Raw genomic sequence first — 15,759 nt, forward strand, 5'->3', positions numbered from 1 at the left:
GCGAAGGGATCACCAACGATGCGAAGGCGCCGTTCATTTCGCACCGCGTCGCAGCAGAACGTCGAACCGGCCTGCTACGAGATGCGATTCGCTCACTTCCGGCAGCGTTTTGGCAGCCTGGGTGATGCGCCAGACTTCCTCCAGAAGCGAGAGGTCCGTGCCCGACCAGCTCGTCAGCACATTTTCGATGCGCTCGGAGCCGTGAATGTCGCCGGTGAAGTACCCCATCGACCACTCGGCAAAGTGCCTGTTTTCGAGCGAGCCGATTGCGACAATCCGCATGTCGTAGTGACGACTGTCATTGCCGATACGGCGCAGGCATTCCCTCACTGCTGCGGGATCGCCTTCGAGGTACTGGACAAAATTGCGGCCCGCGTGCACGAGAAAACCGGTCAGTGCATCGGCGCGATTGAGCACGCGAGACACCGACACAATCGATTCGACGTCTGATATGCCCACGCCCGACGCAACATTGCTGATGTAGACCGCGCCGAATAGTGTTTCATCCTGGTCCCGCGTTTCGAGACGTTTGGATTCGTCTGAGAACATAGGGACACCTCTAAAAGACGTTGCGCGTTTCCACTTTAGTACAGGGCCGGCTGTCTAAACTCGACCAACGTTAGACGGCTGCGCCCATGCGGCGGAAATTGACGGCACGCGTTATGCGTTTGTCCGATTAGTGCGGGGCTGACGCGGGACTGACCGCATCATGTGCTTGAACGCTTGCTGGGAAATTGCACTTTCTGCCGCGTTTCGCGGAGCTTCTAGTGAAGCGGGGTGATCTGTCCAATCGCTGCAGACATCTTCAAACCGATGCGCGCCCCAACCACTCACGCACATACAGCGAATGCGGTGGCCGCACCGCCGAATGGTCACGAGATTTCGGTGTGCCAACAAATAAAAAACCCAGCACGCGCTCGGCTGGCTCGAAGTCGAGCGCGGCCTGGAGATGGGGGTCGTATGCATCGGCGCCCGTCGCCCAGAAACCGCCGTAACCGAGCGCGTGAATTGCGTTGAGCATGTTCATGACCGCCGCGCCGACTGCGAGCAGTTGCTCCAATTCCGGAATGTGCGAATTCGGAGTCGGTGCTGCGGCTATGACGATCACGAGCGGCGCCGTGTACGCGCGTCGCCGGCGTTGCTCGTGATCTGCGCGGGACGTTGCCGGCTCGCGCCGCGCCGCGACATCGACGAGTACTTCGCCGAAATCAGCGCGCGCGTCGTCGCGAATCAGCGCGAATCGCCAAGGGCGCAACGCACCATGGTCCGGCGCTCGCATGGCGGCGTCGAAGATCAGGCTTAACTCGGTGGCGCCGGGTCCCGGCTCGGCCAGCGGCCAGTGCGACTGGCGCGAGAGCAGCGTTTCGAAGAATGCTTGTTGTCGCGGCGAAGCGGTGTGCTCGATCTGACGGACTTGGGAGGTATCCATGACGGTGTCATTGAGTTTCTGTCGGATGGATGATGGCGACAATCGCATTTAAATGCAAATGATTCCTATTTGCTTGTCCGATGAATGGTTTTGTTTTAAGCTGTGCCGTCATTGCCCCGACACAAAGAGGGCGAGCGATGGACCTTGACATCCATCAAGGGCAACGAGTAGATTTAAATGCAAATGATTCGCATTTAATGCATAGCGGTTCAAAGATCTGCCGGAGCAATATTCCGCGCTTCTGCGAGGGCTGCCCGGAATGATCAGCCGCAAACCGACGTACAACTTCATTCAGGAGCCGCGATGAGCTGGGGTGACGAAAACACGAACTTCGTTGTGGTTGTAAATCACGAAGAGCAGTATTCGATCTGGCCTGGCTACAAGGCGATTCCAGCCGGCTGGCGTGAAGCCGGAAAGTCGGGCAAGAAGGACGAATGCCTGCAATGGATCGACGAGGTCTGGACGGATATGCGTCCGCTGAGCTTGCGCCAGGCCATGGCCGGGAGCTCTGCGGCCGAAAGCGTCCCCAATGCTTGATCAACAGGCGTCCAGCCGATGACCTCGTCGAACGGTCTGCCGCGTAGGTCTGACCCGCTAGTCCTCGTGTGTCTCGCGCATGCAGGCGGCAGCGTGGCGTTGTACCGGGACTGGCAGCCACGGTTGCCCTGGTTCGTGCAGGCACGCATGCTTGAATTGCCCGGCCACGGCATGCGCCGGTCCGTATCGCCGCATAGCGAATGGCCCGCGCTCATCGCGCAACTCTCAGATGAACTGCTCGCGCTGGTCGGCGGCGCTTCGTTTGCGTTGTTCGGACACAGCATGGGCTCGCTCGTCGCACTCGAATTGATGCACGCGCTGTGCGAGCGCGGAGAACGCGCTCCTGTCTGGTTCGGTGCGTCGGCAACCATCTCGCCCGCCCGCCGCAAGCACGAAACGCATTGGCTGAACTGTTCGCATACCGAAATGATTGCTTGCCTGCGGGAGCGCGGCGGCACGCCCGCCGAGCTGCTCGACGACGCTGAGTTCGTCGACTTCATGTTGCCGATGCTGCGCGCCGATTTCCACCTGTGCGGCGTGCATCCGGCGCATATTGCGAGGCGCGCGAAGCTGCCCGGAACGTCGAATACATCGGCCATGCTCGACTGTCCGATCGACGTGTTCATCGGCCGCGATGACCCCGCCACGGCAAACCGCGCGGACGTCGACGCCTGGGCAAACGAGACACGCGGCCCATGCGCAGTCCACTGGTTCGACGGCGGGCACTTCTTCATCGACACGGCTCGCGAAGCCGTACTCGCAGCCGTAGCCAAAGCGCTCTTGCTGCATGGACAACGGGCGCAACCGGCGCGAGGCGTCGTGGCATGACGAACCGGTGGCGCGGAGTGCTCGCGTGAATCGCTGACCTCGTGCACGCCGTAATCATCAATTGAAATATTGAGGCAACCCGGATAAGGAACGAATGACCATGAGCCAGGCTTCGCTGCCGATCTTCGATTTCTCGCCGTTCGTTGGGCACAGCGAGCGCTATGTGGCGCTCATCAAACAGTTTGCCGCGGCCGGGCCGTTTCGCAGCGCGGCGGTCGCTGAACTGCTGCTCGACGACGACTTCCATCGACGCCCGCTGCGGCCAGAGGACTTCGACTTCCTCAAGTTCATGAAACCCGTGCGCGAGCACAACGTGAGTCGTCTGCCGGCGCTCGCGTCCGGGCGCACGCTGATGTCGATTTACGAGCTCGACGTCGCGCGCCCGCCGGTAAGTAGCGAGCCCGCCGACTGGCAGCGTTTTGCCGATTTCTATCGCGAAGACACGCGCGAACTCGGGGCGCAGATTGCGCCGTTCCTGGAAGCGTACGCATTCGAATACCTGACGAAGGACGTCGATACCCGCGAAGAGACAGGCGCCGTGAGCACGCGCCTGACGCGCATCGTCGATGACGAACTCGCATTCTGGAGCGCTACGTTCGAGCGGTTGATGCGCAACGACTACCTCGAACAAGGGCTGCGTTTCATCATGGTGCAGCGCTGGGCGCTCGCGGTATCGAAGCGCCGCGCGCTCGCGCGAGCCGGCGCAAGCGGCTTCTTCGACATGCTCGCGCCCGACGAGCGGCCGAGCCTTCACCGTCAAGTGCCTGACGACGCACTGTTCGAACGCGTGGCCGAGGCAAGCTGCATTACGCGCCGGCAACATGCGTACTGGCAGTTTTATTTGCCGACGAGCATCGCGAAATGCAATCTGCTCTATGCGCTTGCTCGCCGCCCGGACCGCGCGTTCGCGCTTATCGGCGCGGCGTTCGCAGCCGAGGCGGAGTGGCTTGCGTTCGGGCTCGCGCTCGAACGGGCTTGCGCGCATCTGCACCCGGCCAGCCGCGGCCCGGGTGATTCCGATGCATTGAGGGCTGCGCTGCAGCAGCGCTGCGCGCGTGCGCTGGAGCGTGTTGCACAAGGCTTCGGCGACGTGGCGCGCGCTCAATGCGTGCAAGGCGTTGTCGCAGGCGAGCGCCTCGCGGAACGCGGGCGTTGGGATCTTGGCGAACAGTTGCGCTGGCTGTCGTCGATTCGCGACTATGTGAGCTTCGCGCATCGCATCAGCTCGCGCATCGACGCGGAGTGTCCCGGCATCGACCGTGAGACCTTCGTCGAGCCTCAAGAAATGTGTTCGACGACGCACGTGCACAACGATCACCGTCTCGTCACGATCGAGGAGGGCGACATGCTGTTCTGGGGCAACGTCGGCATGCAGCTTTCCATGCACAAAGGCGACATGGTGCTGATTCCGGATGGCAGGCTGCACGGCTCGACGGTCGTATCGAACGAATGCACGTACCACCAGCCGATCATTCCGAACGACTGGGTCGAGGCCCTCGTGGCCGAGTTCGACGAACCGGCGGCGGCTTCGACATGACAGCAGCAGATCGCGCGGTATATCCGTAACCGATCGGCAAAAGGCCGCCGGCACCATGCAGGCGCTAACGGCGGAGATCGACAAAAAATGCGCCTCTTCCCCACGACAGCAATATCGACGTTCCGGCCGCGCAGGCTGGGATGCCTCGCGCGTTCGGCGCGCGCAACAGTGGGTCAGGAAGAGAGAGCGAACGATGCAAGCAGGCAACAGTGCTATCGCAGAGGCCGATCGGTTCGAGGTCAGCGACTGGAAGAGCCGGATCATTGCCGGCAGGGCGACGGGCGCGGCGGTGTCCGCGCCTGCGTGGCTGGGCGCTTCGTATGCCACGCTGCGGGAACAGGTACTCGATCCGGCGTATCCGTGCTTTTTTGGCACGATGGCCGAGCGGCGCGGCGAGATGTTCTACTCGTTCGTCAACGGGCGCGATTTGCGCGACTTGCCCGCGACGATGCAAACCTTCGCGGAGCTCGCCGTGCAGCCCGAGTACAGGAGAAACAACATCGCGGTATTTTTCGAACCGGACCCACAGCCGCTTACGCACGATGCGTACCGGACATTGTTCTGGGGCGTCCTGCAGCGTCTGCACGACGGCGATCCGGATCCGGCGGCCGACCAGCAGCCGGACCCGATGGACGAGGCGTGGGAGTTCTCGTATGCGGGCGTGCAGATGTTCGTGGTGTGCGCGTGCCCGTCGTTTCGCGCGCGCCATAGCCGCAACCTGGGCCCGGGCATGGTGCTGCTGTTTCAACCGCGCTCGGTGTTTGTCGATACGATCACGAACAAGGTCATTGGCCGCGAGGCGCGCAATCAGGTGCGCAAGCGTCTGGAAACATGGGACGAGATTCCCGCGCATCCCGATCTCGGCTTTTATGGCGATCCGGGCAATCTCGAATGGAAGCAGTACTTTCTCGACGATGCAAACGTGCCCATCGAGGAGCGCTGTCCGTTTCTGAAACGCCGCGCGCAGGCACGCGACGCAGAGTCGGCGCAAGTGCAGTCCAGGCAGGCCCGCCGTCAGGTGGCTCCGCAAGATGCGTCCAATGAACACGAAAGAGGCTTCGCGCAAAAAGACACTGCGCGAGGCGCCGATAACTGACGCGGCCGGCGCACGAGGATGTCTGCATGACGCTCGCGGCATTCGCTACTGCGAGCCGGCCTGCCGTCCTCCTGCTCTCATGCCGCAACGAAAGGAGATTCATGTCCGTACTTTTGCAACTGGTCAGCAAGTCACGCTGGATGATCGCTGCGGCGCTCATCGCAAGTGTGCTCGGCGGCCTCGGCAATGCGGCGCTGCTCGCACTCATCAATCAGGCGCTGGTCGCGACGCCGCAGGGGCTCGCGCGCCTCGGCTGGCAGTTCCTTGCGATCGGCCTCGGCGTTCTGGCGATGCGCGCGCTCGCACAGTCGCTCTTCATGTGGCTCGGCCAGCAGGCGAAGGCGACGCTTCGCATGCGGACCATTCGTCGTATCGGCGACGCCGCGTTCGCGCAGCTGGAGAAGCAGGGCGCGGCGAAATCGCTCGCGGTGCTCACGCAGGATCTCGACACCATCGTGGTGTTTTTCGTGAGCATGCCGTCGCTCGCGATGCAAAGCGCGGTGATAGTCGGTTGTCTTGCTTATCTCGGCTACATGTCGTGGCCGATTCTGCTGGTCGCGATCGTGACTATCGTGCTGGGCATGGCAGGCTTTCGCTACGCGCACAGCCGCGCAATGTTCCATCTGCGCGCTTCGCGCAAACGCGAAGACGATCTGGTCAAGCACTTCCGCGCACTCTTCGACGGTGCGAAGGAACTGAAGCTGCACCGTGCTCGCAAACACGCGTTCGTCGAGGACACGCTCGCAAGCAACGTCGAGGCGGTGCGTGTGCAGCGCACGCGCGGCTACATGCTGTATGCGGCTGCGTCCAGTTGGGGCAACTTCATTCTGTTCGCGTTCATCGGCCTCACGCTGTTCGTGTTCGCGCGCTACATCAAAGTCGATCCGCATGTCATGTCCGGCTACGCGATCGTGTTCGTCTACATGATCATGCCGATAGAAGCCGTGCTTTCCGCGATACCGAGCCTTAGTTCGGCGCGCGTCGCGCTCGAACGGATCGAGCAGGTCAACGCGGAACTGCCGCGCGAAGTCATGCTCGAGCCGCCCGTCGCCGCATCGTTCGACACCATCGCGCTCGACGGCGCCACGCACCGTTACTTTCGCGAGAAGGAGAATGAGGTTTTCACGCTCGGGCCGATCGATCTCACGTTCCGGCGCGGCGAGCTCGTTTATCTGATCGGCGGCAACGGCAGCGGCAAGACCACGCTCGCAAAGATGCTGGTCGGCCTGTACGTGCCGGAGAGCGGCAGGGTGCTGTTGAACGGCGAGCCTGTCGACGAAGCACGGCGCGATGCGTACCGCCAGCATTTTTCGGTCGTGTTCAGCGACTTCTTCCTGTTCGACACGCTGCTTGGCATGCACGCAGAAGGACTCGACGCGCTCGCGCAGCAACTGCTCGTAGATCTGCAGCTCGATCACAAGGTGAGCGTCAAGGACGGCAGGTTCTCGACGCTCGATCTCTCGCAAGGGCAGCGCAAGCGGCTCGCGCTCGTCGTCGCGTATCTGGAGGACCGGCCGTTCTATGTGTTCGACGAATGGGCTGCGGATCAGGACCCGCTCTTCAAGGACGTGTTCTATAAGCGTCTGCTTCCCGAACTCAAGGCGAAGGGCAAGACCGTGCTGGTCATCACACATGACGACCGCTATTTCCATCTTGCAGAGCGTTTCATCAAGCTCGATTTCGGCCAGATCGTCGAGGACGGGCCGGGCGCCGCGCATGCGGCCAACCTCACGTCCGTTGATAACTGATCAGGATGCCTACGCACATGAATGCCGATCTATCCATTGATTCCGCACGCGCCGTGCACGGCGAACCGATGTACGAACTCGATGACGTGTCGTTTCGCATCGGCGAGCGGGTGTTGTTGCATCCACTTGCGCTCACTCTGCCGAGAGGTCGCGTGTGTGGCCTGATCGGTCACAACGGCTCGGGAAAATCGACTCTGCTCAAACTGCTCGCGCGTCAACAGTCGCCCACGACGGGCACGCTGCGTTTCGCGGGCCGCCCTTTGCGCGAGTGGGAGAATCGCGAGTTCGCGCGACAGGTGGCCTATCTGCCGCAGCAGCAGCCGGCCGCGAGCGGCATGACGGTGCGTGAACTGGTTGCGCTCGGCCGCTATCCCTGGCACGGCGCGCTAGGCCGCTTTACCGGCGTCGACGGCGAGAAGGTCGATGAGGCGATGGAGCTGACCGACATCACCCGATTCGCGGATCGTGTAGTGGACAGCCTGTCGGGCGGCGAGCGGCAACGCGCATGGATCGCGATGCTGGTCGCGCAGGATAGCCAGTGCCTGCTGCTCGACGAGCCGATCTCCGCGCTCGATATCGCGCATCAGATCGAAGTGCTCGATCTCGTGCGCACGCTGAGTCAGCAACGCGGTCTTGGCGTGGTCGTCGTGTTGCACGACATCAACATGGCCGCGCGTTTCTGCGACGACCTGATCGCGTTGAAGAGCGGCCGCCTGCTAGCAAGCGGCACCGCGCCAGAGCTGATCGAGGAAAAGATGCTCGGCGCGATCTACGGCGTGCCGATGGGCACGGTCGCCCATCCGCGCGGCGGCATGCCGATAAGCTTCGCGTATTGAGCGGCATGCGCATGCCGGCTCTCGCATCGTCATGATGCATCGCTGCCGGCATTCATGACCGACAGCAGATAACGGCGCTCCCAAGAGACGCCTTGCTTTCCCCGCAATGACGAAATTCAGGTTGTCGACGCAAGCATGCGTCGGCGACGGTCTGCGTGCGCCGCGCTGATGCGGTGCACGGCGAAGACGACCGCGCGGCGCGCGGTAAATCTCGGGAGGCGAGGATGTCTGTTATCAATACGCCGCGCCAGGATGGCGTGAACCTGCATGCGGCGGGTGCGGCCGCCGCGGACAACGCGGCAGAAGATAGGGTGGATCGTGGCGCAGGTGATATTGCGGCGATTACGGGTGCCGATTCTGCGGCCGGTAGCGCTACGAGCGCAACGGCCGACACAATGGCCAACGCAACAGCCGAAGCCGCAACGGTCAGCACGGCGCCCCACACCGCGACCTGGGCCGCAGCGCCAGCAAACGACCTTGTCTCGGTGATGAAGTTGCACGTCGGCCAGCGCCCCGATCAATTGGCGGTGCGATTCCTCGCCGACGGCGACGCCGACGCACGCGAAATCACCTACGCGGCGCTCGACGAGCGCGCGCGGCGTCTCGCGGCCGTGCTCCGCCGGCATGGCGCGCCCAACGATCGGGTGCTGCTGATGCTGCAAAGCGGGCTCGATTACATCGTGTCGTTCTTCGCCTGCCAGTACGCAGGGATGATCGCGGTTCCCGCGTATCCGCCCGATGCGCCGCAAAGCGCTCACCTCGCGCGGCTGCGACGCATCGCCGGCGATTGCATGGCGCGCATCGCGGTGCTCGATCAGGCATCGCATGGGTCGTTTGCCAGCATCAGAGACGAGCTTTCTTTGCATGGCGCGACGCTGCTGTCGCCCGACGCCGCCGATGCGGACGTTCACGGCAACGGCTTTTGCATCGACAGCGCGGCGCCCGATGCAGTTTCGTTTTTGCAATACACGTCCGGCTCTACGTCGTCGCCGAAAGGGGTGATTGTTAGTCATGCGAACGTATGCGCGAACGTCAGCGCAATGTCGCGAGGCATGGGTTGCCGTGCCGGCGACCGGATGTTCTCGTGGCTGCCGCTTTATCACGACATGGGCTTGATCGGCAGCGTGCTGATGCCGGTCTTGTGCGGCTTCCAGGTCACGCTGATTTCGCCGTTGCATTTTCTGGAACGCCCGGCACGCTGGCTTGCGGGTATTGCAGGTGAACGCGCGACGGTGACGGGCGGCCCGGACTTCGCGTATCGGCTGTGCACCGACCGCGTGCGCGATGCGCAACTCGCCGGGCTCGACCTGTCGTCGCTGCGCGTCGCGTTCTGCGGTTCGGAGCCTATTCGCCAGACTACCCTCGACGGTTTCGCCGCGCGTTTCAGCACGCACGGCCTCGATCCGCAGGCGATGTATGCGTGCTACGGGCTCGCCGAGGCGACATTGTTTTTCACGGGCGTCGAGGTCGGCTCGGGCGCGCCCGAGACGCGCTTCTGTGCATCGGCGCTTGCGCGGCGCGTGCCGGTCGCGTTGCCGGTCGGCCGCGGAAGTGACGGCGAAAAGCATGGCGAAAAAGATAACGAAAGCGACGACGACACCAAGGCCGTGGTCGGCTGCGGCGTGACCGCGTTGGGCCATGCGCTCGCGATCGTCGACCCGAATACCTGTGAGCGTTTGCCGGATCGACACGTCGGCGAAGTGTGGTGCAGCGGCCCGAGCATCACTCGCGGTTACTGGCGCAATCCCGAAGCGAGCGCTGCTGTATTTCTCGACGACGCGCCGGGTTTTCCGGGGCGTTGGCTGCGCACCGGCGACCTCGGCTTCGTCGAGCGCGGCCAATTGTTCTTTTGCGGACGCCGCAAGGACCTGATCGTGCTGCGTGGCGAAAACATCTATCCGCAGGATCTTGAAACAGTACTGGCCGATCGCATTGAATGGCTGAGGCGAGGGCGCGTCACCGCGTTCGCCGTTGAAGCGGCCGACGGCGCCGAGGCCATCGGCGTGGCCGCCGAAGTGCCGCGCGGCAGGGCGCGGCAGGTGGCGCCCGAGACTATCTTCGCCGCGATCGCGGCCGCGCTCGGCGACGCGTTCCAACATGAAGCGGCGTTGATCCTGTTACTCGAACCAGGCGATTTGCCGCGGACGTCGAGCGGGAAACTGCAGCGCAGCGCGTGTGTTGCCGCGTGGCAGAGCGGCGCGCTCGTGCCGTTCGCAGTGCGCGACGCCAGGTCCGAGCAGTCGCAACGCATTGCGACAGACACAGCCCCGGCGGATGCAATCGCGGCGACCGGTTGCGGCGACATGCTGACGCCCACCGCGCGCGCTATTGCACAAGTATGGAGCGAGGTTCTCGACGTGCCGACGCCGTGTGCATCGGATGATTTCTTTGCGCTCGGCGGCCGTTCGTTGCTGGCCGCGAAAGTCGCGTCGCGGCTGCGCGCACGGTTGGGTCGCGACGTGCCAGTCGGGCTGTTGTTCAGTCACCCGACGCTCGCGAACCTTGCCGCGGCATTCGATGCTCGCTGGGCAACGCCGTCGAATGCGGTCGCCCCGGTTGCACCGCTCGCGCGCCGCGCCGAAAGCGAGCGCGGCGAGGCGCCGCTATCTCTGCCGCAGGAGCGTTTATGGATGCTGTGGCAACTCGATCCGGACAGCCCCGCGTACAACATTTCTGCTGCACTTTCGCTGACGGGGCCGCTCGATACAGATGCCGCCAGAACCGCGCTCGACGCTGTGGTACGCCGCCACGAGATGCTCCGCACGCGCTTTGCGGATGTCGACGGCGTGGCGCGTCAACTGATCAGTCCCGTCGCTGACGGGACCGACGCCTGGCGCTGGGAATATGTGAACGCGATGGAACTTACCACCGGCGACTTCTACGCGCAGTTGCGCCGACGCGCTCGCGAGCCCTTCGACCTGACGCTCGGCCCGCTCTTTCGCGCGGCGCTGTTTGTCCGCGGTCCGGAGCAGTATGTGCTGCATATCGCGATGCATCACATTGTCTGCGATGGCTGGTCAATCAATGTGCTGCTGCGCGATTTTGCGGCAGCCTATCGCATGGCGCGGCTCGGCGGCATGCCGGCTTTGCCGGCTCCGGCGGTCCAATACGCGGATTACGCCGCATGGCAACGCGCGCGGTTTTCCGACGACGGCCGCGGCCGCATCGAACTCGCTGTGCAACTCGATTACTGGCGCAACCGTCTGGCGGGCTACGACGCGCTGCTCGATCTGCCGATCTTGCATGAGCGCGGCCGTCCGTATGAGCCTCGCGCCGAGCGTGTCGGCGCCGATATACCGGCCGTGCTCGCGAGCCGTTTGGAAGTGCTCGCGCGCGAGCACAACGCCACGTTGTTCATGGTGCTGCTCGCTGCATTCGCCGCGCTGCTGTCACGTTACAGCGGCGCGCACGACGTGGCGATCGCGGTGCCCGTCGCCGGCCGCGACCGGATCGAAACGGAGGAGCTGATCGGCTTCTTCATCAACACGCTGGCGATGCGCGCGTCCGTGAAGGGCGCGAAGTCGTTCGCGACGCTGCTGCGTGAGGTGCGCGACGACAGCATCGACGCGCAGACGAACGCCGACGTGCCGTTCGAGCGCGTCGTGGCCGCGTTGCAGGTCGGCCGGCGCGCGGGCGTCAGCCCGCTTGCGCAGATCAAGTTCGTGCTGCACGACGAGTTCGAACGCGCGCTCAATCTCGGCGGCGTGCGTTGCGCGCTGGTCGACGCCGACGCGAGCGACGCGCGGTTCGAAATCGCGCTCGATGTGTTTCGCGAGGGCGCGCGCGGACTGCGCTGCGTTTTTGCGTACGCCGCCGAGCTTTATGACGACGCCTTTATCGCGCAGTTCGCGCGGCACTACGTCGGTCTGCTCGAACAGATCGCCGACGCCCCAGAGCGCGCGATCGGCGAATTCAACCTCGACGACGATGAAGCGGTCGACGGCACTGCGCCAATCGCTGGAGCCTACTCGCTTTGAGCACGCGGCCGCCGTCCTGACATCGCATCGACGCATCGAGCCCGCGCTTGCCCGCGCGAGTGCAAGACACCTGGATCACACCACGGACACCATGCAAGCTATCTCTTTCGACACCGATTTTTTGCCCGCCCGCGTCGCGCGGTTTGCCATCGAACGGCCGGATGCCGTTGCGCTTGTCGACAGCTCGGGACCGCTGGTCTGGAGTGATTTGTGGCAGTGGTCCGGTGCGCTCGCGGCGGCGCTCGTCGCTGAAGGTGTGCGGCCCGGTGATCGCGTGGTGCTCGCTTTACCGCGCTGCACGGCGTTCGTCGCGGCGATTCTCGCGGTGTGGCGGGTGCGCGCATGCTATGTGCCGCTCGACCCGGCGCTTCCGGAAGCGCGGTTGCGCTGGCAGGCCGAGGACTGCGGTGCACGCGTGGTGGTGACGGGCGCTGCGCTGGCAAGTGGGGCGGTGGATGCGGTGGTGGAAGCTGTCGCAGCTGATGCAACCAATGCAGTCCATGCAGTCCATGCAGTCCATGCAGTCCATGCAGCCAACGCGACCAACGCGACCAACGCCGCAATCAGAACCCACGGCCCGAGTTGGCTGCCCGAGGGCGTGACGACACTCGACCCGCATGCGTTCCGCGTTCCCGACGATGCTGCGGCTGACGTGCTCGACACAACTAACGCATCAGGCAGCGAAACCTTTCACCACGCGATGTCTGGTCCATCGAGCGACGACAGCATCCTCATCTGGCCCGCGTACGTGATCTACACCTCGGGCTCGACCGGCCGTCCGAAGGGCGTCGTGCTCAGCCATGCGGCGCTCGCCGCCTATTTGCAGGGCGTCTCCGAACGGCTGCCCGAAGGTATTGCAAGCGCAGCGTATCTGTCGACCACCGCCGCCGATCTTGGCCATACGTCGTTGTTCGGCGCGCTGTGGCACGGCTGGACTCTGCATCTGATCGACGCCGACGTCGCCGCCGATCCGGACGCCTTTGCCGCCTACATGCACACGCATTCGATCGACCTGCTCAAGATCGTGCCGAGCCATCTCGACGCGCTGTTGCAAGCGCAATCGGCGCAATGGGTGCTGCCGCGCCGCTGCCTCGTGCTGGGCGGCGAGCCGGCGCCGACGCGTCTGGCCGGGCGCATCGCGACGTTGCGGCCCGAATGCCAGTTGATCAACCACTACGGGCCGACTGAGAGCGCGGTCGGCGTACTCACGCGCGCGGGCGCACAAAGTCGCGCGGGGACGCTGCCGCTCGGCAAGCCGCTCGCGCACGTGAAGGCTCGCATCGTGGATGCCGACGGTAATGCGGTGCCCAAAGGTGCAACTGGTGAGCTGTGCATCGGCGGCGCGAGTGTGGCTCACGGCTATCTGAACAGACCTGCGCTGACGGCGGAGCGCTTCGTGCCCGATCCCGACGGTAACGGCGCGCGGCTCTACCGGACGGGCGACAGAAGCCGCCGTCTGCCGGACGGCGAATACGCGTTTCTCGGCCGACTCGACGACCAGGTGAAGATCCGCGGGTTTCGCGTCGAGCCGGAAGAGGTCGCCGCACGTCTGCGCGATGAGCACGGCGTGCGTGACGCAGTGGTGATTGCCTACGCGGATAGCAACGGCGTCGCGCCTCGCCTCGTCGCGTATCTGAGTGCTGCAGAGCGGCTCGACGTCGACGCGATCCGCGGCCGTCTCGCCGCGGAACTACCGGACTACATGGTGCCGTCGTCGCTTCAGGTGCTGGCCGCGTTGCCACTGACCCGGAACGGCAAGATCGACCGTGCCGCGTTGCCGGCGCCGCTGCAGGAAAACACGGCGGGCGCCGCGCGTATCGAGCCGCGCAATGACGCGGAACGCACGCTGATCGGAATCTGGAAGCTGGTGCTCAAGCGCGATGACATTGGCGTAACGGACAACTATTTCGAAATTGGCGGGGACTCGATTCTCAGCTTGCAGATCATTGCCAAGGCGCGCGGCGCGGGACTCAAGCTCACGCCAAAACAGATGTTCGACCACCCCACGATCGAGGCGGCGGCGCGCGTCGCCGTCCCCCTGAAGGTGGCGTCCGAACATGGGAGCGCTGGAGAGAGGGGCGCCGGGACGAAGCAGCGGGCAAGCGCAGGCTCGGCTGAGCAGGCAAGTGCAGGTACAAGCCAGCAGGCAAGTGCGAACGTAAGCGTTCCGGTGAGCGCGGAGGCGAGTGCCGGCGCTGGCGAGCAGGCAAGCACGACGACACGCATCAAGACAGGCGAGTGGACCCGCGCCGGCGCCAGCGCGAGTTACGCAACGGCCCATGCCGCCGCAACACCGCCGCACACCACGCAGCCCGCCGCCGACGATCGCTGGTTCGCCGAGGCCGGTGTTTCGCGCGACATGGTCGACGCAGTCTATCCCGCCACGCCGATGCAGCAGGGTCTGTTGTTTCACGGCATGCTCGATGGCGAGCCAGGCATGTACGTATCGCAATTGCGTCTCACGATCGACGGGTTGAAGATCGACACCATGCGCGCGGCGTGGGACGCCGTAATCGCCCGCCACCCGGCTTTGCGCACGCGCTTCGTGTGGCCGGCCGGCGGCGAGCCGTTGCAGGTCGTCGAGCGGCGCGTGCGCATGCCGTTCGAATTGCATGCAGGTAATGTGTTCGTTGTGCCCGCTGCGATCGCCGCGCCCAATGCGGCGGCATCGACGCAAGAGCAGTACAACGCCGCATACGAAGCCGCACGCGGGGCGATTGCCACGCGCGGTTTCGAGCCGGACGTCGCGCCGCTGATGCGCGTCGACGTCTTCGAGCGCCCCGACGGCGCGCACGATCTGCTGTGGACTCACCATCACGCGTTGACCGATGGCTGGAGCACCGCGCAGGTGGTCAGTGAAGTCGCGCGCGCGTATGCGGCGCTCGACGCGGGCGGTGTCCCCGACACGTCGCCGGCGGCGCCTTACGCCGATTACGTCCACTGGCTGCGCTGCCAACCCGACACGGCTTCGTTCTGGCGCGCACGGCTCGCGACGCGCGATGAACCGGCGCGCCTCGCCGATGCGCTCGGCGGTGCGTCACGGCCGTCGTCTGAAAAAAGCGCCGATGGCGTAGCGGCACAAGCGCTGATCCGCGAGCTCGACGGCCCGTCTCACGCGCGGTTGACGCGCGCTGCGCGGCGCGCACAGGTCACGCTGAATACGCTTGTCCAGGCAGCGTGGGCGCTCGTGCTCGCACGTTTCTCCGGGCGCGCGCAAGTGACGTTCGGCATGACGGTGTCTGGCCGCCCGGTCGATCTGCCGAATGCGCAATCGATTGTCGGTCTGTTCATCAACAGCTTGCCGTTGTGGGTCGATGTGAAATCCGACGCGACGGTGCGCTCCTGGCTCGCCGCGCTGCAGCGGCAAAACGCGGAGTTGCGCGACGTCGAGCACACCCCGCTAACGAGCTTGCAGCAATGGGCGAACTCGAACGTCGATGCGCTGTTCGATAGCCTCATCGTGTTCGAAAATTATCCGCTCGACGACGCGCTCGATGCGCTTGGCGACGTGCCGCGCATACGCGCTGTCGACGCACATAACCGCAGTCATTTTCCGCTGATGCTGGTCGTCGCGCCGCGTCATGTGGGAGGCGGCGACGCGCTGAGACTGGAGTGGCACACGCATGCCGCGCGCGTGTCCGAGGATGGGGTTGCCCGCATCGCGGAGTATTTCGAGCGGGTGCTGGGCTGCCTCGCGAACGCGCTCGTTGAAGGCGACGACCCGCACGTGCGGCTGCGCGATCTGCCAACCGACGACGCTTCATTTGCAAC

10 protein-coding genes are annotated in these 15,759 nt (G+C 64.4%); 8 read left to right on the forward strand and 2 right to left on the reverse strand.

The features are described 5' to 3' along the window. Positions 1–33: 33 nt before the first annotated feature. Entirely contained in the window at positions 34–549 is a 516-nt protein-coding gene (locus BCA01S_RS36555; RefSeq protein WP_027779279.1) for a BLUF domain-containing protein, read from the reverse strand. Positions 550–805: 256 nt separating this feature from the next. Further along, positions 806–1,429 (reverse strand): nitroreductase family protein, encoded by a 624-nt coding sequence (locus tag BCA01S_RS25115; RefSeq protein WP_027779280.1) that lies wholly within the window; start codon positions 1,427–1,429, stop codon positions 806–808. Positions 1,430–1,732: 303 nt separating this feature from the next. Between BCA01S_RS25115 and BCA01S_RS25120 the strand changes: the two genes are divergently transcribed. The 8 genes from BCA01S_RS25120 to BCA01S_RS25155 form a co-directional block, all read left to right on the forward strand. Continuing rightward, entirely contained in the window at positions 1,733–1,966 is a 234-nt protein-coding gene (locus BCA01S_RS25120; protein ID WP_027779281.1) for an MbtH family protein, read from the forward strand. 18 nt (positions 1,967–1,984) lie between these two features. Further along, the gene (locus BCA01S_RS35290) at positions 1,985–2,794 is read left to right on the forward strand and encodes a thioesterase II family protein (RefSeq protein ID WP_042319347.1); all 810 of its coding nucleotides are present in this window, start codon (positions 1,985–1,987) and stop codon (positions 2,792–2,794) included. Positions 2,795–2,894: 100 nt separating this feature from the next. Beyond that, positions 2,895–4,331, forward strand: coding sequence for a cupin domain-containing protein (locus tag BCA01S_RS25130; protein ID WP_042319392.1), 1,437 nt, complete (start codon positions 2,895–2,897; stop codon positions 4,329–4,331). 193 nt (positions 4,332–4,524) lie between these two features. Beyond that, positions 4,525–5,427, forward strand: a complete 903-nt coding sequence (locus BCA01S_RS25135; RefSeq protein WP_027779283.1) for a YqcI/YcgG family protein — start codon at positions 4,525–4,527, stop codon at positions 5,425–5,427. 101 nt (positions 5,428–5,528) lie between these two features. Beyond that, positions 5,529–7,175, forward strand: coding sequence for a cyclic peptide export ABC transporter (locus BCA01S_RS25140; RefSeq protein WP_027779284.1), 1,647 nt, complete (start codon positions 5,529–5,531; stop codon positions 7,173–7,175). A 17-nt stretch (positions 7,176–7,192) separates the two neighbouring features. Then, positions 7,193–8,011, forward strand: coding sequence for an ATP-binding cassette domain-containing protein (locus BCA01S_RS25145; RefSeq protein ID WP_027779285.1), 819 nt, complete (start codon positions 7,193–7,195; stop codon positions 8,009–8,011). Positions 8,012–8,235: 224 nt separating this feature from the next. Further along, positions 8,236–11,988, forward strand: a complete 3,753-nt coding sequence (locus BCA01S_RS35295; RefSeq protein WP_042319350.1) for a condensation domain-containing protein — start codon at positions 8,236–8,238, stop codon at positions 11,986–11,988. Positions 11,989–12,079: 91 nt separating this feature from the next. After that, positions 12,080–15,759: AMP-binding protein (locus BCA01S_RS25155; protein ID WP_042319393.1), on the forward strand; the 3,680-nt coding region annotated here is incomplete at its 3' end.

The organism is Paraburkholderia caledonica NBRC 102488, assembly GCF_000685095.1.
GTDB classification, from domain to species: domain Bacteria; phylum Pseudomonadota; class Gammaproteobacteria; order Burkholderiales; family Burkholderiaceae; genus Paraburkholderia; species Paraburkholderia caledonica.

What these genes read in the sequence shown, in the direction of transcription:
- BCA01S_RS36555 (WP_027779279.1), bottom strand. Translation starts at nt 549, where the DNA reads ATGTTCTCAGACGAATCCAAACGTCTCGAAACGCGGGACCAGGATGAA.
- BCA01S_RS25115 (WP_027779280.1), bottom strand. Translation starts at nt 1,429, where the DNA reads ATGGATACCTCCCAAGTCCGTCAGATCGAGCACACCGCTTCGCCGCGA.
- BCA01S_RS25120 (WP_027779281.1), top strand. Translation starts at nt 1,733, where the DNA reads ATGAGCTGGGGTGACGAAAACACGAACTTCGTTGTGGTTGTAAATCAC.
- BCA01S_RS35290 (WP_042319347.1), top strand. Translation starts at nt 1,985, where the DNA reads ATGACCTCGTCGAACGGTCTGCCGCGTAGGTCTGACCCGCTAGTCCTC.
- BCA01S_RS25130 (WP_042319392.1), top strand. Translation starts at nt 2,895, where the DNA reads ATGAGCCAGGCTTCGCTGCCGATCTTCGATTTCTCGCCGTTCGTTGGG.
- BCA01S_RS25135 (WP_027779283.1), top strand. Translation starts at nt 4,525, where the DNA reads ATGCAAGCAGGCAACAGTGCTATCGCAGAGGCCGATCGGTTCGAGGTC.
- BCA01S_RS25140 (WP_027779284.1), top strand. Translation starts at nt 5,529, where the DNA reads ATGTCCGTACTTTTGCAACTGGTCAGCAAGTCACGCTGGATGATCGCT.
- BCA01S_RS25145 (WP_027779285.1), top strand. Translation starts at nt 7,193, where the DNA reads ATGAATGCCGATCTATCCATTGATTCCGCACGCGCCGTGCACGGCGAA.
- BCA01S_RS35295 (WP_042319350.1), top strand. Translation starts at nt 8,236, where the DNA reads ATGTCTGTTATCAATACGCCGCGCCAGGATGGCGTGAACCTGCATGCG.